Genomic DNA, 22,223 nt, shown 5'->3' on the forward strand with positions numbered 1-22,223 from the left:
AAGGGCGGACCATGGTGGTCCGCCCTTTTCTGTCTGCGATACCGGAGATACGGGATCAGAACTTCATCTTGAAGGTTCCCGTTGCACCGCTTTCGGTCGACTGGTTGCCGTACTGGCCAATGTAGGACAGATCCAGATCAATACGATCAGTCAGGCGGGCCGTCATGCCAGCATTCACGACAGCCGCATTGCTGGAGAGCAGAACACCGGCGACGTCCATGTCGCTGGTCCCGCCTGTCGTGGCAAAGGCCTCATGCTGGCGGGACCCCAGGCGACCGAAGCCATGGCGGTAGGCTGCCGTGAGGTGCGGCATGAAGATCGTCCGGCCGATATTCAGCGTCGTGGCGGCACGGAAACCGAAGGTTGAGAAGGTGACCCCCGTATCCGTCCCACGGCTGCGCAGGGCGGCCTCGTTGCCATGCTCATGATAGCTGTTGGTCTGCATGTTCACATACGCCACGTTCATGAACGGCTCGAAGACGCCGCGCCCGGTGCGCATCTTGTAGCCCAGTTCAGCGAATGTCTGTGCAGTTCCACCCAGATAGCCACTGCTGAGGCGCCCGCCATAATCACCAACGGCGACATGTCGACGGGTGTTGATGACATTCCAGCTATAGGCAGCGCCCAGCCGTAGGTTCAGGCGGCCCCAGTGTGTCCCGGCATAGGCCCCAACAGTGATGTTGTTGCTGTTGCCGGAGGAGGAGCGCCCCCGCTGGATGTTGAACTGGGAGTGACCATAGGACAGCAGCCCGCCGACACGCCAGTTGCTGCGGTTGATCGGCGCATCCGCCCCCATGATGAACCCGGCCGTGTTGTGGTGCATGAGGGCAGCATTGCCATCCCCGCTGTTATGGCCGAGGGCTCCGTAAGCCTGCCCCCACAGGACAGCATGGTCGGAATAGCAGGCGCCATTCTTTTTATGCGTCTTCAGGTCATAGAGGCTCTGGCCATTATGGCCATAATCGCAGTCGCTGTTTGCCAGACGGTCCATCACCGCATTGCGGATGTAGAAGCTGTCCTGAATCAGCGCCGTACGGATGGAGGCGTGCAGCTCACCGGAGAGATTGTCCAGCGCCCGCCGTGCCTGGTCCCGTGTCAGGCCTGTCATGGCCTGGCTGAGCGCCGAGCTGGGAGCGAGATGGTCCAGCCCCTGGCCGGTGGTAATCTGGTTGCGGGTTTCACCTACCGTGCTGAACGAGCTGGCATTGCGGCGCAGGACGATGTCAACAGCATCGGCACTGTAGGCAAAGGCTGGGTCCAGATAGGCATACTGGGGTGCCAGATTGCTCGACAGTTTTTCGTCAAACTGGCCGTTGACACCGCCGGATGCCGTCAGGACACGATAAGCCTGCCCATATGTCAGGCCAGCGCCTGCATTCTTCAGCTGGAGGTCCAGAGTCCCGCCCTGCAGATAAGCCGTGCCCGTGACAGCCAGACGGTCGGAGGTGAGTTCATGGAACCCGTTGCCTTTTGCCGTGTCAATGGTCTGGCCCGTCGTATCGCTCGTCCCGCGGATCCGCAGGACAGAGCCCTTGGCCATGGTCAGGTTACCACTGACATGCAGGGTGGAGAGCGCATCAGAGCCGATCGCACCGGGGGCGACCGTAGCACCGGAGACAGCCTGGGTTGAGCCGACGGTGCCGGTACCACGCAGGGTTGCGCCATTGCCGACGGAAACCGGGCTGGAACCATTACGACCATCCACTTCCAGAGTTGCCTGGTTCTGGATCATCGTCGGGCCTGAATAGGTGCTGTCACCTGTCAGGATTTCCGTCCCGCCATCGATGGTCAGCCCGCCCTTGCCGGAGAGGATACCGTTATAGGTGTCATTGGCCTTTGTCAGGGTGAGCGTGCCATCCAGCGTGCCGTTGCCGTTTCCTGCGAGGGACCCGGCGGAGGCATTGTTGCTGGTGACGGTCAGGTTCTGGCCATCATGGGTGAGGGTACCGCCGATGGTGCTGTTGTCGAGTATCAGGGATCCGTTGCCCGTATTGGTGACAGCACCATCCGTTTTGTTGCCCCCGGCGAGGGTCATGACGCCGCTGTTTGTTGTGGAGGCTTGGGACCCGCCCGTGGCGCTGAAGGTGGCATTGGCAGCGTTTGTTACGGTCCCTGCGGATGTTCCGGCAAGGGCTGTCTGTCCACCATTGCTGCTGACGTCCCTGACGATGCTGTCATTCAGGGTGACGGTCCCCGCATTGGTAACGAGATTGGCCAGTCTGGCTCCGTTCGCCACCAGTGATCCATCATTGTTCGTGACCGTTCCGGTGACGGCTGAACCATCCTGGAGGGCGGAGTGGCCGTTGTTGACAAGTGCCCCGGAAAGGGAGCCTGTCAGGGTCAGGTCACCACTCTGCCCGACGGTTGTGTCGCCGGTATAGGCCTGATGGTTCGTGAGGGTTTCGGTCCCGCCATCGATGGTCAGGCCCCCCTTGCCGGAAAGAGACCCGGCGTAGGTGTCACTGGCCTTTGTCAGGATGAGCGTGCCATCCAGCGTGCCGTTGCCGTTTCCTGCGAGGGACCCGGCGGAGGCATTGTTGCTGGTGACGGTCAGGTTCTGGCCATCATGGGTGAGGGTACCGCCGATGGTGCTGTTGTCGAGTGTCAGGGACCCGTTGCCCGTATTGGTGACAGCACCATCCGTTTTGTTGCCCCCGGCGAGGGTCATGACGCCGCTGTTTGTTGCGGAGGCCTGGGACCCGCCCGTGGCGCTGAAGGTGGCATTGGCAGCGTTTGTTACGGTCCCTGCGGATGTTCCGGCAAGGGCTGTCTGTCCACCATTGCTGCTGACGTCCCTGACGATGCTGTCATTCAGGCTGACGGTCCCCGCATTGGTAACGAGATTGGCCAGTCTGGCTCCGTTCGCCACCAGTGATCCATCATTGTTCGTGACCGTTCCGGTGACGGCTGAACCATCCTGGAGGGCGGAGTGGCCGTTGTTGACAAGTGCCCCGGAAAGGGAGCCTGTCAGGGTCAGGTCACCACTCTGCCCGACGGTTGTGTCGCCGGTATAGGCCTGATGGTTCGTGAGGGTTTCTTTCCCCCCGTCAAGGGTCAGCCCGCCCTTGCCGGAGAGGATACCGTTATAGGTGTCATTGGCCTTTGTCAGGGTGAGCGTGCCATCCAGCGTGCCGTTGCCGTTTCCTGCGAGGGACCCGGCGGAGGCATTGTTGCTGGTGACGGTCAGGTTCTGGCCATCATGGGTGAGGGTACCGCCGATGGTGCTTCCATCGAGTGTCAGGGACCCGTTGCCCGTATTGGTGACAGCACCATCCGTTTTGTTGCCCCCGGCGAGGGTCATGACGCCGCTGTTTGTTGTGGAGGCCTGGGACCCGCCCGTGGCGCTGAAGGTGGCCTTGGCAGCGTTTGTGACATTGCCCGCCCGGCTGCTGCTGAGGGTTGCTGCACCATTGTTGGTGATGTCAGCCAGCGTGGCGCCATTGGAGACGTTCAGCGTCTTGTTGTTGATGGTGGTGTTCTTGACCTGCGCATTGGGTCCTGAGACCTGGGCATACTGGTCGTTGACCAGCCTTCCGGCGATGGACCCTGTCAGGTCCAGCCCGGCCCCTGCGGCACTGGTCACATGGGTGTCGCCGGTATAGCGGTTCTGGCCGCTGAGGGTTTCTGTTCCGCCATCGATGGTCAGCCCGCCCTTGCCGGAGAGGATACCGTTATAGGTGTCATTGGCCTTTGTCAGGGTGAGCGTGCCATCCAGCGTGCCGTTGCTGTTTCCTGCGAGGGACCCGGCGGAGGCATTGTTGCTGGTGACGGTCAGGTTCTGGCCATCATGGGTGAGGGTACCGCCGATGGTGCTGTTGTCGAGTATCAGGGATCCGTTGCCCGTATTGGTGACAGCACCATCCGTTTTGTTGCCCCCGGCGAGGGTCATGACGCCGCTGTTTGTTGTGGAGGCTTGGGACCCGCCCGTGGCGCTGAAGGTGGCATTGGCAGCGTTTGTTACGGTCCCTGCGGATGTTCCGGCAAGGGCTGTCTGTCCACCATTGCTGCTGACGTCCCTGACGATGCTGTCATTCAGGGTGACGGTTCCCGCATTGGTAACGAGATTGGCCAGTCTGGCTCCGTTCGCCACCAGTGATCCATCATTGTTCGTGACCGTTCCGGTGACGGCTGAACCATCCTGGAGGGCGGAGTGGCCGTTGTTGACAAGTGCCCCGGCGAGGGAGCCTGTCAGGGTCAGGTCACCACTCTGCCCGACGGTTGTGTCACCGGTATAGGCCTGATGGTTCGTGAGGGTTTCTTTCCCCCCGTCAAGGGCCAGCCCGCCCTTGCCGGAGAGGATACCGTTATAGGTGTCATTGGCCTTTGTCAGGGTGAGCGTGCCATCCAGCGTGCCGTTGCTGTTTCCTGCGAGGGACCCGGCGGAGGCATTGTTGCTGGTGACGGTCAGGTTCTGGCCATCATGGGTGAGGGTACCGCCGATGGTGCTTCCATCGAGTGTCAGGGATCCGTTGCCCGTATTGGTGACAGCACCATCCGTTTTGTTGCCCCCGGCGAGGGTCATGACGCCGCTGTTTGTTGCGGAGGCCTGAGACCCGCCCGTGGCGCTGAAGGTGGCATTGGCAGCGTTTGTGACATTGCCTGCCCGGCTGCTGCTGAGAGTTGCTGCACCATTGTTGGTGATGTCAGCCAGCGTGGCGCCATTGGAGACGTTCAGCGTCTTGTTGTTGATGGTGGTGTTCTTGACCTGCGCATTGGGTCCTGAGACCTGGGCATACTGGTCGTTGACCAGCCTTCCGGCGATGGACCCTGTCAGGTCCAGCCCGGCCCCTGCGGCACTGGTCACATGGGTGTCGCCGATATAGCGGTTCTGGCCGCTGAGGGTTTCTGTTCCGCCAGCGATGGTCAGGCCCCCCTTGCCGGAGAGGGAGCCGGCATAGCCGTCCTGTGCGTTTGTGAGGGTGAGCGTGTCATTGAGGGCGCCGGTGCTGTTTGTGCCGGAGAGAGTTCCGACCGTGGCCCCGCCATCCCCGATGGTGAACTGGCCCCCAGTGGCGGCAAGCTTGCCGGAGACATTGGTTCCCCTGTCGAGCAGCAGCGTCCCGGCTGTCGTGACATTGCTCAGCTGGGCATTGTGGGCCTCCAGCGAGCCGGTGCTGGTGTTCGTGACCGTTCCGGTGACGGCTGAACCATCCTGGAGGGCGGAGTGGCCGTTGTTGACAAGTGCCCCGGCGAGGGAGCCTGTCAGGGTCAGGTCACCACTCTGCCCGACGGTTGTGTCGCCGGTATAGGCCTGATGGTTCGTGAGGGTTTCTTTCCCCCCGTCAAGAGCCAGCCCGCCCTTGCCGGAGAGGATACCGTTATAGGTGTCATGGGCATTGGTGAGATGCAGGGCACCATCCAGCGTGCCGTTGCTGTTTCCTGCGAGGGACCCGGCGGAGGCATTGTTGCTGGTGACGGTCAGGTTCTGGCCATCATGGGTGAGGGTACCGCCGATGGTGCTTCCATCGAGTGTCAGGGATCCGTTGCCCGTATTGGTGACAGCACCATCCGTTTTGTTGCCCCCGGCGAGGGTCATGACGCCGCTGTTTGTTGCGGAGGCCTGAGACCCGCCCGTGGCGCTGAAGGTGGCATTGGCAGCGTTTGTGACATTGCCCGCCCGGCTGCTGCTGAGAGTTGCTGCACCATTGTTGGTGATGTCAGCCAGCGTAGCGCCATTGGAGACGTTCAGCGTCTTGTTGTTGATGGTGGTGTTCTTGACCTGCGCATTGGGTCCTGAGACCTGGGCATACTGGTCGTTGACCAGCCTTCCGGCGATGGCCCCTGTCAGGTCCAGCCCGGCCCCTGCGGCACTGGTCACATGGGTGTCGCCGGTATAGCGGTTCTGGCCGCTGAGGGTTTCTGTTCCGCCAGCGATGGTCAGGCCACCATTGCCGGAGAGGGAGCCGGCATAGCCGTCCTGTGCGTTTGTGAGGGTGAGCGTGTCATTGAGGACGCCGGTGCTGTTTGTGCCGGAGAGAGTTCCGACCGTGGCCCCGCCATCCCCGATGGTGAACTGGCCCCCAGTGGCGGCGAGCTTGCCGGAGACATTGGTTCCCCTGTCGAGCAGCAGCGTCCCGGCTGTCGTGACATTGCTCAGCTGGGCATTGTGGGCCTCCAGCGAGCCGGTGCTGGTGTTCGTGACCGTTCCGGTGACGGCTGAACCATCCTGGAGGGCGGAGTGGCCGTTGTTGACAAGTGCTCCGGCAAGGGAGCCTGTCAGGGTCAGGTCACCACTCTGCCCGACGGTTGTGTCGCCGTTATAGGCCTGATGGTTCGTGAGGGTTTCTTTCCCCCCGTCAAGGGCCAGTCCGCCCTTGCCGGAGAGGATACCGTTATAGGTGTCATTGGCATTGGTGAGATGCAGGGCACCATCCAGCGTGCCGTTGCCGTTTCCTGCGAGGGACCCGGCGGAGGCATTGTTGCTGGTGACGGTCAGGTTCTGGCCATCATGGGTGAGGGTACCGTCGATGGTGCTGTTGTCGAGCGTCAGGGACCCGTTGCCAGTATTGGTGACATCTCTTGAAACTGTACTGAAGGCCCCCAGTGTCATGGAGCCTTGGTTGTCGGCAGAGCTGATCGTTCCGCTGTTCTGGAGGGTGAAGCTGGCCCCAGCAGCATTGATGACATGGCCAGCGGTAGTTCCGCTATCCAGCGTGGCTGTTCCGGCGTTGTTACTGACATCACCCAGCCTTGAGTTGTAGGTGGTGAGTGTGCCGGAATTCGTGGTCTGCCCGTTTATCGTGGTGTGGTCGAGTTTCATCGTGCCCGCATTGTCGGCGGAAGCGAGACTGTTGTTGACTGTCGTGCCGTCGGAATGCTGGCTCTGCTGGGTTGTGAAGGTGGCTCCCTTGGCGTTGGTGATGGCCCCTGCCGTCGTGCCGGTGAGGACCGTCTCCCCGGCATTGTTGTCAATGTCCTTGGTCTGGCTTTCATTCAGCGTGGTGGTGCCATCATTGTTGATGACCTTGCCCAGAATGGCATTTTGCGACGTGAAAAGGTGTGTATTGGTCGTCGTCCCGCCGATGCTGACTTGGCCTGCGGTGTTGGCATTGGGGTTGACGTAGGTATCACCCTCGTTTCTGAGGTCCCCGGTGATGCTGCCTTTCAGGGTGAAGGAGCTGTTCTGGCCGATATGGGTTTCACCGTTATAGGTGTTGTGGCCATTGAGATACTCACCCGTGCTCTGGATGTCGTTTTTGCCGCCCCCGAGGATGGTCAGGCCACCCGTGCCGGTGATGGTACCGTTATAGCCATCATGCCCACCGGTGAGTGTCAGGGTGTCATTGAGCGTGATTTTGGCGTCACTGTTCGTGCCTGCAAGCGATTCAGCACTGGCGCCGCCTTGACCGATGGTAATCTGGCCACCATCAGAAGCAAGGGTGTGGGCAATGGTTGTTCCCTGGTCGAGCAGCAGCGTCCCGGCCGTACTGGTATTTGTGGCAGCCCCCAAGGCAGCACCATGTGCTTCCAGAGAGCCCTGATTGGTGTTTGTGACCACTCCGTTGACAGCGGAACCGTTCTGGAGAGTGGAGTGGCCGCCATTGACAAGTGCCCCGGCAAGGGAGCCTGTCAGGGTCAGGTCACCACTCTGCCCGACGGTTGTGTCGCCGGTATAGGCCTGATGGTTCGTGAGGGTTTCTTTCCCCCCGTCAAGAGCCAGCCCGCCCTTGCCGGAGAGGATACCGTTATAGGTGTCATGGGCATTGGTGAGATGCAGGGCACCATCCAGCGTGCCGTTGCCGTTTCCTGCGAGAGAACCGACAGAGGCGTTTTTGTCCGTGACGGTCAGACTCTGGCCATTATGGGTAAGGGTACCGTCGATGGTGCTGTTGTCGAGCGTCAGGGACCCGTTGCCAGTATTGGTGACATCTCTTGAAACTGTACTGAAGGCCCCCAGTGTCATGGAGCCCTGGTTGTCGGCAGAGCTGATCGTTCCGCTGTTCTGGAGGGTGAAGCTGGCTCCAGCAGCATTGGTGACATGCCCGGCAGTGCTGTTGCCATCCAGCGTGGCTGTTCCGGCGTTGTTGCTGATGTCACCCAGTTTTGAGGCAGAGGTGGTGAGTGTGCCGGAATTCTTAGTCTGCCCGTTTACCGTGGTGCGGTCGAGTGTTGTTGTGCCGGCCTCGTTGGTAAGGTCCTGCGTGGTGCTCTGATGCAGGGTTGTGGTGCCACTCTTGTTGATGACATTGCCCAGGATGGCACTCTGTGCGGTGAGCTGGTTCGTGTTGGTTGTTTTCCCGCCGACACTGGCCTTGCCTGCCGTTGCTGTGTTGGGGTTGATGTAGGTCTGCCCATCGTTGTTGAGGTCCCCGGTGATGCTTCCCTGCAGGGTGAGGTTGGCATTGGGGCCGACATGGGTTTCCCCGGCATAGGTGTTCTGGCCGTTGAGATATTCGCCACTTCCCCCGGTGATGTTCAGGCCACCATTGCCGGAGAGGGTGCCGTTATAGCCATCATGACCATTGGTGATGGTCAGGGTGTCATTGAGGGTACCCGTGCTTTTGCTGCTGCCAGAGAGAGAGCCGACACTGGCCCCACCTTCACCAATGGTGAACTGGCCATCAGAAGCAGCCAGCGTGCCAGAGGCGGTTGTCCCCTTGTCGAGCAGGATCTGCCCGGCCGTACTGCCGTTGGTGATGTCCGCCAGTTTTGCGTCATGTGCCGTCAGCGTGCCGCCATGGTCGTTCGTTACTGTCTTCGTTATCTCGGCACCGTTCTGGAGAACGGACGTGCCGTTATTGAACAGCTGGCTGTCGAGCTTTCCGCCATCCAGGGTCAGGCCTGCCTGCTGGGCGACGACCGTATCACCTGTGTAGGTATTCTGCCCGGTGAGTGTTTTTTCCCCGGCAAGGATTTTCAGGCCGCCGGTTCCAGAGATGACACCATCATAGCTGTGCTGTGAATCAGCCTGCGTCAGGGACAGGGAGTGGTCACCAAGAGCCACATCACCGCCACCCCGGATGTCGGTCAGATTCTGGTCATTGGCGGACTGGCTGATGTCCAGCTTTGCCCCCTTGTTGACATCAACAAAGGAGGAGTTGGTAATGGTACCCTGGCCAGCGAGGGCAAGGGTACCGTTGTTGACGGTCGTGGAGCCGGTGTAGCTGTTGTTGCCTGTCAGTGTCTGGGTGCCCGTTCCCGTTTTGACAACGGATCCCTTGTGGTTGCCAGCATCCCATATGATGGCGGAAAGAGTGTCGTCCTTGTTGAGGGCACCGACTGTCAGTGTCTGGTCGCCCAGAGACACGTTGCCATTGCCGGACAGGGAGCCGATGGACACACCATTGGTCGCCTTCGTGATATCAACAGTGGCCCCATCGCTGTTGTTCTGGACTGTGGCCTGGTCTGCTGTTGCATTGTCCGCAAAGAACACATGCCCGGCATTGCTGATGGTGGATTGAGAGGCCGAGCTGTCGTTCCTGAAGGTGACGCTGGCGTTGTTCGTGTTCGTGATGTTGGCCGTGTCGGCAACGCTCCTGTTGTTGAAATACAGGGCGCTGTTGTCATTGATGACGACATTGCGGTTGCCCATGGAGGCAGATTTGTCCTGCCCGCCATTCATGTTGACGATGGCCCCTGCCGTGATGTTCAGGTCGCCACCTTTTGTTGTGCTGTCAGAGGTGCCAAATGGGGTTTTGTCATTGGCATTGACAACGACATTGGACCCACCAATACCCCAGTTGCCCTGGATGTCCGTCCTGCCCAGATAGGTGTTGTCGGCATTGAGGTTGAGCACCGGCACAGTGCCGCTCTGGGGGCCGCCAGCATTCTGCAGGGCCGTGCTGAGCCCGGAATTGTCCGTGGTGCTCCTGATGGCTATGTTGGCCCCCCGGGGACCAACGATGGAGCCATTGTTGTCGTAAGTATGACCATTGAGGTCAATGGTGGCGCCGTTATATCCCAGAACAGTATTGCGGTTGGCGTTGGTGGCGAGGTCCTGGCCGATCCGCAGCGTCCCCCCGCTGATGCCCAGAGTGCCGTTCTGGGCGCCCAGGCTGGCATCGGAGGTGATTTCCAGCACACCATTGGTGATGACGGTTCCGCCATTGTAGCTGTTGTTGCCGTCCAGAACGAGCGTACCCGTATCCGTCTTTACGAGGGTCGTCGGGTTGCTGGGATCATCCTTGATGGGTGTCTTGATGATGGCAAGGTTGGTGTCACCATAGCCTGAACCATCTCCCACACGGATTGTGGAGACAAGTCCTGACTTGTTGACCAGGGTACCGTTGTTCTGCTCGTACTGCTTGATGTCAGCATCAGTCTGGGTGCCAGACTGGCCTGTGCTGTCGGTGATGTAGAAATACCGGTTGAGCTTGTCCGGGTGCTCCTTGTCCGTATAGCGGTTGCCATACAGTGTGATGGAGCTGTTTCCATCCTTGGGGATGACGGAATAGGAGGACGGGCGGGCATTCTGGCTGAACTGCATGCCAGCCACATCGACATTGCCATCCACCGTCACGTTCTGGGCAGCGTTTTTGCTCTGTTGGATGGCATCATCGGAAGGCTGGCCAAAAATGGCGTATTCCTTGCCCTGCCAGGCGGAACTCTGGCTGCCGTTGGCCGTGGTCCAGTTGGTGGCGCTGTTTGCCCCCTGGGACCAGGTACCATCGCCTGCCCGTATCTGGCCATCAGCAGTTGTCTTGCTGCCATTCCAGAACGTCAGATTGTCCCCGGCATTGGCCGTGACCAGATTGACCTGATGGTTGCCTGTCTGAAGGTAGCTCGTACCCTTGGTGTCTGGCGACAGGAAGGGCTTGCCAGTCTCATCTCCCGTGAACTGATATACATTCAGGGTTGGATTGCTGGTTGTCAGCTGCTTTGCGTAGCGGAAGAGAGTCTGGACACCGGAGCCCTGCTGTGAGGAGAGGTCAACCGCATTGACTGTTCCGCCCAGATCCAGGTTGCCACCGACAGAGATGGATCCATTGGAAAGTCTGCTGGAGCCATTGTCCTGGAGACCGCTGAAATCGGATGTGCCCCGGGTTGTGAGATCATTGCCGATGGACAGGGTCTGCCGGTAGGCAGCAGGCGTGCCGGGGTTGATGCTCCCACCCTGTTCGATTGTTGTCGTGCTGCCTGAGGAACCGATGGTGCCCGTGCCATCCAGCTTGCCACCGTTGCTGACAGTGACCTGCGGCGTACCGATGACAGCACCGTACACATGCAGCGAGCTGCCATTGTTGACGGTCGTGCTGCCTGTGTAGTCGAACTGCTTGCTGCCATACATGTCAACGATACTGGCATTGGTGACGAGGCTGGTATTGCCGGTGATGGTGCCGTTGAAGCCCTGTTTCTGACCCGAAACATTTAGGGTTGCTCCATCCCCCTTGAAGGTCGCTCCATTTGTATCATTGGAGCCACTGTTGGTGATGTTGAGCGTGTTGCTGCCCAGATTGACGACAGCGCCATTGTTGCCTCACATGATGGACTGGACATCAACCGGGTGTGAGGCCTGCGAAATGTCAAAGGTTGAAGGGCCGGAAACATCCCGGTTGTTCAGCTGGACACGGGTGTTGGCGAGGTTGCCATTGCCCGTCAGGGCAAGGGTGGCCCCGTTGTTGATGCTGGTATCACCGCTGTAGGTCTGGGCATTTGTCAGGGTCTTGGACCCACCGTCAACGGTCAGGCCGCCCGTCCCGGAGATGACGCCGTCATAGGGGCTGCCAGCCTTGGCTGATGAGAGGGTGAGTCCGTTCTGGCCGAGAGTGACATGGCCTGCACCGGACAGGTCCTGCACCGTGACGTTGGAGCTGCTCCCGCTGATGTCGAACGTGGTGTTCTTGCCCACGGTGACACCGCTGGAATTGGCGATGCTGCCATTGCCGGAGAGAGCCAGCGTCCCCTGCGTGATGTCTGTTGCCCCGGTATAGCTGTTGGCGGCGGAAAGGACAGTCGTCCCCGCACCAGCCTGCTCTACGGAGAGGGGGGTGTTTCCTTTACCATCCGTAATGGTGTCTGTGACTGTATCAGTCTCTCCAGCAGCAGGGGAAAAGGTGCGGACAGTACCGCCTTGCTGGGACTGTGCCGTATCATCCGAACGTGCAGGTGTGCTGATGATGGAGAAGGACGATACGCTTGCCAGAAGCAGCGCAATCCTAGCCGATACCTTCATGGAAGAAGATGCCTTCCGCCCATAGGCTGGCACCTGTTCTGAGGGGGCCAGTGTGACAGATGTCGTTTTCCCGTACGAAAAGTTGAGGTCTGTCATTGTGATCGCACCTTCCTGTAGATGTTGCACACGCTGCTCTGTCCGTCTGATGAGATGTACGGACGGGACGTACAGATCATGACTGAAGTAGACTGGGTTTACTCTTGCTTAAGGAACACTTTAAAGAAATTCAAGATACATTTTTGTTAAATCCAAACAACTTGTTGGGATAAGTAATTTTATAGTGGATGCAATATGTGGTTGTAGTGAAGAAGTTTTTGTAAAATTGGCATTGAAGAGAATATATACATTACTAATTAAAAATTTTATTTGATATTTATCCTTCATAAAGTCTGTATGAATGGTTTTCCATGGATATTTTTCGTTATTTGTAAGGAGTATCGAGCAGAGCGACCCGGCACTCGGCCTCATGGGTTCTTTTGTGCGTTTTTTTCACGGAGACTCCATCATTCTACAGAGATAGGATTCTGATACCAGCAAGAAGGCAGTCAGAGACCATGTCGACTGCAGGTTGTGATGGAAGTGGAATGTTTGTCTTTTCATGGCTTTCCTGAGCCATGTGTTGGAAAATTGGCCTTGTGTCGGGGAGAGCCGAATGGAGGCCGGGGCATGTTGGTGCTTGCAGGCGTCTCGGGCAGGGGGTCAGGGCAAGCTGGTCTGCAACCAGGCTTCTTCGGCTTTGTTCAGGGGGCTGTTGCGGCGGACAGCGAGTGAAATGGTGATGCGGATGGTCGGGTCCTGCAACGGGCAGCAGTACAGCCCGTCATTCTGGGCCGGATTGTGGAAGGCCGCCGGAATGATGGTGACGCCGACACCCGCCTGAACCATGGTCAGCAGGAGGGTTGTGTCACCCGTGCGCCCGGTGACATGGGGTGCGGCCCCGTGACTGGCAAAGGCCTCCGAGATGAAACGGTTTATCTTGAAGTTCTCATTCATGAGGACGATCTTCTCATCCAGAATGTCCGTGAAGGAGCAGCTCTCCCGGCCTGCGAGCCGGTGTGAGTCGGCCATCAGCAGGCAGAGTTCTGCCTCTGCAAAGGGGATGGTGCGTAGCTGCCTGTTCTGGACAGGCCCTATGAGGGCGGCGATGTTCGTGTGATGGCCGAGAAGCTGGGCCACCAGCCTGTCGGAGGGATGTTCCTCGATGTTCAGCACGACATCGGGATAGAGGCTGCAGAACTGCCGGATGATGGGACGGAAATAGATCGCCCCCAATATGGGTGGGAGTGCCAGATGGACCGTCCCCTTCAGGGGGCCTGAATCATCCGCCATCGCCCGGTGAAGATTCTGTTCGGCCTCAAGTAGACGTTCAGCATGAAGAAAGAAGGTCTTGCCCTTTTCCGTCAGGGTGATGGTCTTGTGGGACCGCTCGAAAAGGCGGACGTCCAGTTTGTTTTCCAGAGAGCGTATGCCCATGCTCAGGGAAGGCTGGCTGATGTGCAGCTGGTCACTCGCACGGCTGAAGCTGCCCTGTGTGGCAACAGCCATGAAGTAGTGGAGTTCCCGGAGAGTCAGTTGGGGGTATGGCATAGGGAAAAGGCTATAGTCTGTATAGAAATATAATATTATCATATTGAAGATGGGCTGGATAGGCTTTCCTCAGAGGCACGGACTGACGTGCCAATGATGAAAGGAACGTACGATGGCAAAGGTTGTCGATTATCTTCTGGACCAGCTCTCCCGGCTGGGTGTGGAGCATGTCTTCGGTGTCCCGGGTGACTATGCCTTCCCGATCAATGACGCCATCACGGCCAGGGCGGACATGCGCTGGATTGGGTGCTCCAACGAACTGAATGCCGCTTATGCGGCCGATGGCTACGCCCGCATACGGGGGATTGCGGCCCTGAACACGACCTATGGCGTTGGCGAGCTGAGTGCCATGAACGGCGTTGCCGGGGCATATGCGGAGCATCTGCCGGTCATCCATCTGGTTGGCCTGCCCAAGCGGGCCGTGCTGGATGAAAAGCGGCTTGTGCATCATACCCTGGGCAACGGGCAGACCACGGCCTTTTATGATGCTGCCGGTCATGTCGTTTGTGCCCGTACCATTCTGGATGGCCAGAACTGCGTGCAGGAGCTGGAACGTGTTCTGGCCACGCTGCGCCGGGAGCGGCGGCCGGTCTATATTGGCATCCCGTTCGATGCAGCTCATGATGATGTGGTCATGCCTGATGGTGACATGTCCCTTCCGGAAGTGCGGAGCGGGAAACAGGCCGCCATCGTGGCACGGCGCATCATGGCCGAGCTGGAGCGCAGCACGTCTCCCTGTGTCCTGCCGGGTATCCTGACGGCCCGGTTTGGCTGCCGGGAGGCGATGAGACGGTTCCTCAGCCGGTCCGGTCTGCCCCATGCCACCATGTTCATGGACAAGGGCGTGGTGGATGAACAGGCTGAAGGGTTTGTGGGGATGTATGGCGGGCATCTCGTGCAGGAAGATGTCGCCGACTTTGTGGAGCAGGCCGATCTCGTCCTGACGCTGGGTGCTGAAATGACGGATTTCAACACCGGGCTTTTCACCCAGAAGCTGGACCCGGAGCGCATCATCAGTGTCATGGCGCATGAGGTGCGCTTTGGTGATGGTGCCGTTCATGCCGTTGATCTGGCCGATGTGATCGAAGCCTTGGCCGATCTGGCCGATACCGTATCCTGCCCCGCCGGTCCCGGCTATCTGGGGATGGAACTGCCCCCTCGGCAGGCTGACGAAGGGGATGATGGGGTGATCAGAACCCATACCTTCTATGCCGCCATACGGGATCATCTCCGGGCTGGGGATATCGTCGTGAGTGAGACGGGGACGGTCGCCATGGGCATGGGCTTCATCCGTCTGCCTGAAGGGGTCGACTATGAGGAGCAGAGCCTGTGGGGGTCCATCGGCTGGGCCACGCCGGCGGCGTTCGGCATGGCCATCGCAGCCCCTCACAAGCGGATCATCCTGCTGACCGGTGAAGGGTCACATCAGCTGACGGTACAGGCTCTCGGTGAGTTTGCCCGTTTTGACTGTCATCCGCTCATCCTTGTCCTGAACAATGATGGCTATCTGATCGAGCGTCTGCTCTGTGATGACGGGGAACGTTATTACAATGACATTGCCAGCTGGGATTACACGGCTCTGGCCCGTGGGTTCGGCGGCAAGGACTGGCAGTGCGAGCGCATCAGCACACCCAAGGCTCTGCGTCAGGCTCTGGACGCTGTCAGGCCGGGGCAGGGTACCTATCTGGAGGTCGCCGCACCCCGTTATGATGCTCCCGTCATGGCCGAGGCTCTGGGCGAGATGCAGTAAGGTCTCGTTCTGAAACCGGGTGGGCAGGCGCACTCCGTGTCTGCCCACCAAGGGGAAGAATGGTACGTCAGGATGATGTCCAAGAGATGCCTGTCAGGCCAGATTGTTCAGAGTTTTCACGAAATGTCTGGCGTCCCGTACGGGATTCGAACCCGTGTTGCCGCCGTGAGAGGGCGGTGTCCTAGGCCTCTAGACGAACGGGACTAAAGGCGTGAGCTCTCTCTAGAGGGAACGGCGGGGAAGTGCAAGAGGGAAAGATACCTTTTGTAAAAAAAGGTTTTCCAACCAGTCCCGAAAGGGGGGGAAGCCGCCCAGAGGCGGCTTTCCCGGATGGGGCGGTGCCGTTACTGGTCAGCCGCCAGGATGGGGCCGAGCGGTCGCCCACCCAGAAGATGGACGTGGAAGTGCGGCACTTCCTGTCCACTGTCGCGACCCACATTGCTGATGAGGCGGAACCCGCTGGGGATGAGGGACTGCTCGGCGGAAATTTTGTCCACCAGTTTCCAGAAATCCAGAATCTCTTCATCGCTGGCACGGGAGATGAAGTCGTGCAGGTCCGTGTAGGCGCCACGGGGGATCACCAGAACATGGATCGGGGCGAGGGGAGAGATGTCGTAGAAAGCGAAAGAATGTTTGCTGTCGCAGACACGTTCAGCGGGAATCTCTCCCCGCAGTATCTTGGCGAAGACATTGTTGGGATCGTAAGCGGGGGTAGCGGTCGGCATAAGATGGGTTCCTCCTCTTCCTCCATGATTGGGGAGTGAGGTGGGGGGAAGTCAAGGGAGGGGGAGGCAACCCACCTATGAGCCGTGCCTTCAGAAGGCCGGTTTCGGCCGGGAGGCTTTTTCCTCGATGCCGCTCGTGCCTTCACGGCGTTCCAGCTCGGCCCAGACATCCGCCGGATCAATGCCCGCATCAACCCACATCACGATCAGATGATAGAGGACATCCGCACTTTCGCTGATGAGGCCCTGCCTGTCGCCCTTGATGGCCTCGATGACACATTCGACGGCTTCTTCGCCAAATTTCTGGGCAATCTTGCTCCGCCCCCGAGCCATGAGACGGGCCGAATGGCTGACGGATGGTGAGGCTCCCTTGCGGGCCAGAACCGTATGGTAAAGTCGTTCCAGAACCTCTTTGCGGCCTGTCTCACGGGAGGGGGTATTATTCTGGGCCATATGTTTTCTGTCCTTTGTCATGCCAGTCCCTAGCGGCCCAGCCTGACGGGCAGCCGGGCATCGTGCAGGGCCTGTTTGACTTCACCGATCCTGAACTGGCCGAAATGGAACACGCTGGCGGCCAGCAGACCGCTGGCACCCGCCCGGGCTCCTTCCACGAAATGGGCCAGTTCCCCCACACCACCGGAGGCGATGACGGGAACGGAAACACGTTTGCAGATGGTTCCCAGCAGATCAAGGTCAAAGCCGGACCGTGTACCGTCACGGTCCATGCTGGTGAGCAGGATTTCTCCGGCTCCCCGTGTGGCCATCTGCTCGGCCCAGGCGACGGCATCCAGTCCGGTTGGTTCCCGTCCGCCCTTGGCGTAGACCTCCCACCCGCCATGGCCATCGGAGCGGGCATCTATCGCCACGACGATGCACTGGCTGCCAAACCGTTCCGCTGCTTCATTGATGAGCTCTGGCGTGCGGATGGCGGCGGAGTTGATGGCACACTTGTCGGCACCGCTCAGCAGAAGTCTGCGGATGTCCGCACAGCGTCGCACGCCACCACCAACGGTGAGGGGCAGGCGGACTTCGGCGGCGGTACGTTCGACAACGTCAAGAATGGTGTCCCGATTGTCCGAGCTGGCCGTGATGTCCAGAAAGGTCAGCTCGTCCGCTCCGGCGGCATCATAGAGGCGGGCCTGTTCCACCGGGTCTCCGGCGTCCCGCAGGGAGACGAAATTGACCCCTTTGACGACCCGCCCGTCATGGACGTCGAGACAGGGGATGACACGTAGTTTCAGCATGATCCCTCCAGTACGGACAGGGCTTCCGGCAGATTGATGCGGCCATCATACAGGGCGCGCCCCACGATCACGCCGGTGATGCCGGGTGTTTCATCGGCCGCCTGTCGCAAGGCCCGGAGATGGTCCAGCGTGCCCACGCCGCCGCTGGCGATGACGGGGATGGAGACATGGCGGGCCAGCTCGACCGTCTGATCAATGTCCAGACCTTCCAGCATGCCGTCCCGGGTGATCTCGGTGAAGATGATTCCGGCGACGCCTGCCTCTTCCATCCGGCGGGCGAGGTCGGTGGTGGTCAGCTCGGAGACTTCGGCCCAGCCTTCGGTGGCAACACGGCCCTGCCGGGCGTCGATCCCGGCGATCACGCGGCCCGGCCAGGCACGGGCGGCCTGCCGGACAAGGCCGGGGTCTTTCACGGCGGCGGAACCAAGGATGACCCGGCTGACACCGGCTTCCAGCCAGCGTTCAATGGCTTTCATGTCCCGCAGCCCTCCGCCGAGCTGGACAGGAAGAGATGTGGTGGCGATGATGTCCTCCACAGCCTTCACATTGGCCGACCGGCCCGCAAAGGCGCCGTCCAGATCGACAATGTGGAGGTGGCGGCACCCGGCCTGTTCGAACAGCTTGGCCTGGGCAGGAGGATTGTCGGAATAATGGGTGGCAGCATTCATGTCCCCCTGTCGCAGGCGGACACAGGCCCCGCCCTTGAGGTCGATGGCCGGGTAGAGGGTCAACGGTTTGCGGAGGGTTCCGCCCGGTGCGGGGCCATGGTGTGGCACGGAGAGCGGTGTGCCGGCAGGCTGCCACTGCATGGCTCTTTCTTCAGGGACGAGGAGTTTTGAGAAGAATAGTCCGCGCACTGTCCGGTCTCCGATTCGTGCAAAATAGGGGTGTGTGCCCCAGTGGGTGAAGTTGAATGAGGTGAGCAGGGTTATGGCGTCGTGCAGTGTTTCACGCACACGGCAGTCCAGTACCTTGGCGCCCCGGGTCATTGCCCTGTTGATGATGGCCTCCATGAGGAGGGCGCCCAGACCTTTCCCCCGCTCGTAAGGAACGATGAAAAAGGCGGTGATGGTGGCGCTGGCACCGTATATTTCGGACCGGGACGTGGCATGAGCGAGAACAGCCGCCCCGCAGATGCTGCCATCCGGTGCCCGGACGATGAAGACGTCCCGGTCCGGTACCAGCAGGAGGCCCTCGAAGAAACGCCTCAGGACGGCACTTTCAGGGGGCGTGTGCCAGTCGAACACGCCCTCGGCCAGAATGGCGGCCACGGTGCTTTCCATCAGGCTTTCGAGGTCATCCTCGCTGATGGTGTGGCCCAGCCGTTCGGCCCGGTAACTGTCTGGAGGCTGGTTCCATGGCCGTCCCTGCATCAGCCAGGCTGCCATGTCAGGAAATTGCCCAGGATGGTCAGACCTACATCCTGGCTTTTTTCCACGTGGAACTGTGTGCCGCAGCGGTTGCCCCTGGCCACGATGGCCGGAATGGTCATGCCGTAATCCGCCGTGGCGATGGTTTCTTCTGCCCGGGCGTCCACCAGGGCATAGGAATGGACAAAATAGCCGTGATTTCCCGGCTCAAGCCCTTCTGTCAGCGGATGGGCACCGGGTGTGAAAGAGAGAGTGTTCCACCCCATGTGCGGCAGCCGGAATCCCTGTCGGGTACTGTCATCCATGGGAGCGATGTGGCCATCAATCCAGCCCAGCCCTTCCGTGCGGCCATGTTCCAGCCCGTACTGGGCCATGAGCTGCATCCCCACGCATATGCCGAGAAAGGGCGTGCCTTCTGCTGTTGCCTTTTCCAGCAGGGGGCGGAGAGCGCCCTCGTCCAGCCCTTTCGCACAGTCGGCAAAGGCACCCTGGCCAGGCAGGATGAGACGGTCGGCAGCAAGGATGTCAGCCTCGTTGCGGGAGATGGCGATGTCGGCTTCCAGCCCTCGCAGGGCTGCGGCCCTTCGTGCTGCCTGTGCAGCAGAAGCCAGGTTGCCGCCATTGTAGTCGATTACAACAACACGCATGAACACTCTCCATACTGCAAGCTGCCCGGTCCTGTTTCAGGCAGGTGGGGGAGACAAATCAAGGAAAAACCGTGAGGGAGCCTTACAGCACCCCTTTGGTGGATGGAATCTGCCCGGCGCTGCGGGGGTCGCGGGAGAGCGCCATGCGCAGGGCCCGGGCGAAGGATTTGAAGGCACTTTCGGCAATGTGGTGGGCATTGGTTCCGGCACGGCCATTCATGTGCACGGTGATGCGGGCGGACATGCAGAGAGCACGGAAAAACTCTTCCACCATTTCCGTGGCCATGGCGCCGATCATCTCACGGGGGAAGGTGATGTTCCAGGCCAGGAAGGGACGGCCTGAAATGTCCACGACCGCTTCACAGAGCGCTTCATCCAGAGGGACAAGGGCAGAGCCGAAACGTTCGATGCCCCGCTTGTCGCCGATGGCCTTGTGGAGGGCCTCTCCCAGCGTGATGCCCACATCCTCGATGGTGTGGTGGTCATCAATATGGAGGTCGCCTTTCACCTGTACGGTGAGGTCCAGCCCGCCATGCCGGGCCAGGGCATCCAGCATGTGGTCGAAGAAGCCGATGCCTGTCTGGATGCTGTTCTTCCCGTGTCCGTCAATGGCGAGGGAAAGGGTGATGTCGGTCTCGCCTGTCTGGCGATTCAATGTGGCGGTTCGTGATGTCTGAGTCGTCATGTCTTTCTGCTATACCAATATGGGCTGCTTTCCAAACTTGCTTATTGTGACGCTGTGGGTGAGACTGTCCAGTTAACAGACCATGACAAGATTTTCAGGAGAGCCGTCATCATGGCGCAGGCTTCATCCGTTTCCCCGCTTGATGTGTTGCTGGAGCGTTCCTCGACAGGCGATCTGGTCGCTCCGGCTCCGCAGGGGGAGGTGCTGGCCCGCATCCTCTCCGCCGGGCTGAGGGCTCCGGATCATGGGCATCTCTGCCCGTGGCGGTATGTGGTGATTGCTGGCGATGCCCGCCCGGCCTTTGCCGGACATGTTGTTGCCGCCGTGGCCCGGCAGGAGCCTGATGCCCCGGAGAAGAAGCGTGAGAAGCGGCGCAGGCGTTTTTCCGAGACGCCGATGGTCATTGCACTGGGGATGCATCTCCGGCCGGAGCACAAGGTTCCCGTCATGGAGCAGGAAATGGCTGTGGCCGCCGGGGCCATGAATGTCCTCAATGCCCTGCACATGGAAGGATTCGGAGGGGTATGGATCAGCGGGAGGTTCTGTGAGGACCGGTCCCTGCTCAGCCAGCTGGGGCTGGAGGCCCCGCACCGGCTTGCGGGGTTCCTGCTTGTCGGTACGCCAGAAAAGCCGGAACGGGCCCATGGCCGCCCGGATGTGGGTGATCATGTGGCTTTCTGGGATGGGCAGACACCTGTCACATTCGGTGCGGATGGCAGGCAACGCTGAGGACGGGGACGGGCTGCTTGCCGGGGCATGCCTGGTAGGTTAAAGCCGTGACCAGGGAGAACTGGGGGACAGGGGCTGCATCATGACACGACATGGTAATGATCATCAGGCAGAGGGGCCAGAGCAGAAGGGGGGTTCCGCCTGTGATGTGGTGATCGCCGGTGGTGGTCCTGCCGGTCTGGCGGCCGCCCTGTCTTTTGCCCGGGAAGGCTGGCAGGTGAGCGTGGTGGAAAAAGCTCCCTGCAGCGTGCTGGAGGCTCCGTCCTTCGATGGGCGGGAAATTGCCCTGACCCACCATACCGTGCATTGGCTGAAACAGCATGGCGTTTGGGACGAGATTCCGGCAGAGGCCATCTGCCCCCTTGATGTCGCCCGGGTAGAGAGTGGCAGTCTGGGCGGCCCTCCTCTCATTTTCCATGCGCCGGATGGGGGAGGGGCTGCCTCGTCCGATGCGGGGCCAGAAGGGGAACCGCTGGGCTTTCTGGTGGCCAATCATCTCATCCGTCGTGCCCTTCATCGTGTCGTGAGCCGGACAGAGGGCATCACCCTGCTCTGCCAGACAGGCGTGACAGGGTATCAGACCGGGCGGGATGCCGTGCAGGTCCGGCTGTCGGATGGGCGGGCCATGCAGGCCCGTCTTCTGGTCGGGGCGGATGGCCGCTTCTCCCAGATACGGGAGCTGGCCGGGATCGGGGCCATCGTGCATGATTTCGGCATGAGCATCCTTGTCTGCCGGATGCGGCACCTTACACCGCATGACAATACGGCCCTGCAATGGTTTGATGAACGCCAGACGATCGCCCTCCTGCCGGTCGCCCCGGATGGGGGTATGGGCGATATTTCGTCTCTGGTGCTGACCCTGCCGCCGGATGATATTGCCCGACTTCGTGTAGCGGCCCCGGATGATTTCAATGCCGAGATCACCCGTCGGACGGATGAACGGCTCGGCCTCCTGCGGGTGATGAGCGACCGTATCACCTACCCGCTCAAGGCCGTCTATGCCCATCGCTTTCAGGCTCCCCGTGTGGCCCTGATTGGTGATGCTGCCGTGGGTATGCACCCCATTACGGCACATGGTTTCAATTTCGGCATCCGGGGGCAGGAAACACTGGTGCAGGAGTTGAGCGCTGGACCTGGGGACCCGGGTGATGCGGCGTCGCTCCAGCGTTTTGAGCGGCGACATCGCAAGGCAACTTTCCCGCTCTTTACGGCGACCAATGCCATTGCTGTGGCCTACACCCGGGATGATGGACCATTCCCTCTGGCCCGCCGGGCCGGACTTATGCTGGCCAACCGTCTGGCCCCTTTCAAGAAGGCCGTGACACGGATGCTGATGGACCCCGTGTGAGGTTCATGCCTGTTCAGGGGATCAGA

At 60.2% G+C, this 22,223-nt stretch carries 12 protein-coding genes and 1 tRNA gene; 3 read left to right on the forward strand and 10 right to left on the reverse strand.

Going from position 1 to position 22,223, the window contains the following annotated elements; translation table 11 throughout:
* Nucleotides 1-55: 55 nt before the first annotated feature.
* The 3 genes from DTI93_RS06380 to DTI93_RS06390 form a co-directional block, all read right to left on the reverse strand.
* Complete coding sequence (locus tag DTI93_RS06380) at nt 56-11,227, reverse strand: autotransporter-associated beta strand repeat-containing protein (protein ID WP_249080009.1); 11,172 nt, start codon at nt 11,225-11,227, stop codon at nt 56-58.
* Nucleotides 11,228-11,416: 189 nt separating this feature from the next.
* The gene (locus DTI93_RS06385) at nt 11,417-12,208 is read right to left on the reverse strand and encodes an autotransporter-associated beta strand repeat-containing protein (protein WP_249080010.1); all 792 of its coding nucleotides are present in this window, start codon (nt 12,206-12,208) and stop codon (nt 11,417-11,419) included.
* A 603-nt stretch (nt 12,209-12,811) separates the two neighbouring features.
* Nucleotides 12,812-13,741, reverse strand: a complete 930-nt coding sequence (locus DTI93_RS06390) for a LysR family transcriptional regulator (protein ID WP_081847776.1) — start codon at nt 13,739-13,741, stop codon at nt 12,812-12,814.
* 70 nt (nt 13,742-13,811) lie between these two features.
* Here DTI93_RS06390 and DTI93_RS06395 point away from each other — a divergent pair, with 70 nt between their 5' ends.
* Nucleotides 13,812-15,449 (forward strand): alpha-keto acid decarboxylase family protein, encoded by a 1,638-nt coding sequence (locus tag DTI93_RS06395; RefSeq protein ID WP_249080012.1) that lies wholly within the window; start codon nt 13,812-13,814, stop codon nt 15,447-15,449.
* A 128-nt stretch (nt 15,450-15,577) separates the two neighbouring features.
* Here DTI93_RS06395 and DTI93_RS06400 read toward each other — a convergent pair.
* The 7 genes from DTI93_RS06400 to hisB form a co-directional block, all read right to left on the reverse strand.
* Nucleotides 15,578-15,653: transfer RNA gene (locus DTI93_RS06400), tRNA-Glu, on the reverse strand.
* Between the two features lie 140 nt (nt 15,654-15,793).
* Nucleotides 15,794-16,174 carry an HIT domain-containing protein gene (locus tag DTI93_RS06405; RefSeq protein ID WP_043562011.1) on the reverse strand — a complete coding sequence of 127 codons (381 nt, stop codon included), beginning with the start codon at nt 16,172-16,174 and terminating at the stop codon, nt 15,794-15,796.
* A 90-nt stretch (nt 16,175-16,264) separates the two neighbouring features.
* Nucleotides 16,265-16,627, reverse strand: a complete 363-nt coding sequence (locus tag DTI93_RS06410) for a phosphoribosyl-ATP diphosphatase (RefSeq protein WP_052349243.1) — start codon at nt 16,625-16,627, stop codon at nt 16,265-16,267.
* 29 nt (nt 16,628-16,656) lie between these two features.
* On the reverse strand, nt 16,657-17,418 hold the full coding sequence (gene hisF, locus DTI93_RS06415; protein ID WP_103765784.1) for an imidazole glycerol phosphate synthase subunit HisF: 762 nt from the start codon (nt 17,416-17,418) through the stop codon (nt 16,657-16,659).
* Entirely contained in the window at nt 17,412-18,806 is a 1,395-nt protein-coding gene (hisA, locus tag DTI93_RS06420) for a 1-(5-phosphoribosyl)-5-[(5-phosphoribosylamino)methylideneamino]imidazole-4-carboxamide isomerase (RefSeq protein ID WP_249080014.1), read from the reverse strand. Before hisA ends, hisF begins: the two co-directional genes overlap by 7 nt.
* Entirely contained in the window at nt 18,791-19,435 is a 645-nt protein-coding gene (gene hisH, locus DTI93_RS06425) for an imidazole glycerol phosphate synthase subunit HisH (RefSeq protein WP_043562021.1), read from the reverse strand. Before hisH ends, hisA begins: the two co-directional genes overlap by 16 nt.
* Nucleotides 19,436-19,517: 82 nt before the next feature.
* The gene (hisB, locus tag DTI93_RS06430; protein ID WP_086441412.1) at nt 19,518-20,120 is read right to left on the reverse strand and encodes an imidazoleglycerol-phosphate dehydratase HisB; all 603 of its coding nucleotides are present in this window, start codon (nt 20,118-20,120) and stop codon (nt 19,518-19,520) included.
* Nucleotides 20,121-20,231: 111 nt separating this feature from the next.
* Here hisB and DTI93_RS06435 point away from each other — a divergent pair, with 111 nt between their 5' ends.
* Complete coding sequence (locus DTI93_RS06435) at nt 20,232-20,849, forward strand: nitroreductase (protein ID WP_249080015.1); 618 nt, start codon at nt 20,232-20,234, stop codon at nt 20,847-20,849.
* 82 nt (nt 20,850-20,931) lie between these two features.
* Nucleotides 20,932-22,197 carry a 5-demethoxyubiquinol-8 5-hydroxylase UbiM gene (gene ubiM, locus DTI93_RS06440; protein WP_081562671.1) on the forward strand — a complete coding sequence of 422 codons (1,266 nt, stop codon included), beginning with the start codon at nt 20,932-20,934 and terminating at the stop codon, nt 22,195-22,197.
* Nucleotides 22,198-22,223: the final 26 nt, after the last annotated feature.

Origin of the sequence: Parasaccharibacter sp. TMW 2.1884, from assembly GCF_023337695.1 — a bacterium.
Lineage (GTDB): Bacteria > Pseudomonadota > Alphaproteobacteria > Acetobacterales > Acetobacteraceae > Bombella > Bombella apis.

What these genes read in the sequence shown, in the direction of transcription:
- DTI93_RS06380 (WP_249080009.1), bottom strand. Translation starts at nt 11,227, where the DNA reads ATGTATGGCAGCAAGCAGTTCGACTACACAGGCAGCACGACCGTCAAC.
- DTI93_RS06385 (WP_249080010.1), bottom strand. Translation starts at nt 12,208, where the DNA reads ATGACAGACCTCAACTTTTCGTACGGGAAAACGACATCTGTCACACTG.
- DTI93_RS06390 (WP_081847776.1), bottom strand. Translation starts at nt 13,741, where the DNA reads ATGATAATATTATATTTCTATACAGACTATAGCCTTTTCCCTATGCCA.
- DTI93_RS06395 (WP_249080012.1), top strand. Translation starts at nt 13,812, where the DNA reads ATGGCAAAGGTTGTCGATTATCTTCTGGACCAGCTCTCCCGGCTGGGT.
- DTI93_RS06405 (WP_043562011.1), bottom strand. Translation starts at nt 16,174, where the DNA reads ATGCCGACCGCTACCCCCGCTTACGATCCCAACAATGTCTTCGCCAAG.
- DTI93_RS06410 (WP_052349243.1), bottom strand. Translation starts at nt 16,627, where the DNA reads ATGGCCCAGAATAATACCCCCTCCCGTGAGACAGGCCGCAAAGAGGTT.
- hisF (WP_103765784.1), bottom strand. Translation starts at nt 17,418, where the DNA reads ATGCTGAAACTACGTGTCATCCCCTGTCTCGACGTCCATGACGGGCGG.
- hisA (WP_249080014.1), bottom strand. Translation starts at nt 18,806, where the DNA reads ATGGCAGCCTGGCTGATGCAGGGACGGCCATGGAACCAGCCTCCAGAC.
- hisH (WP_043562021.1), bottom strand. Translation starts at nt 19,435, where the DNA reads ATGCGTGTTGTTGTAATCGACTACAATGGCGGCAACCTGGCTTCTGCT.
- hisB (WP_086441412.1), bottom strand. Translation starts at nt 20,120, where the DNA reads ATGACGACTCAGACATCACGAACCGCCACATTGAATCGCCAGACAGGC.
- DTI93_RS06435 (WP_249080015.1), top strand. Translation starts at nt 20,232, where the DNA reads ATGGCGCAGGCTTCATCCGTTTCCCCGCTTGATGTGTTGCTGGAGCGT.
- ubiM (WP_081562671.1), top strand. Translation starts at nt 20,932, where the DNA reads ATGACACGACATGGTAATGATCATCAGGCAGAGGGGCCAGAGCAGAAG.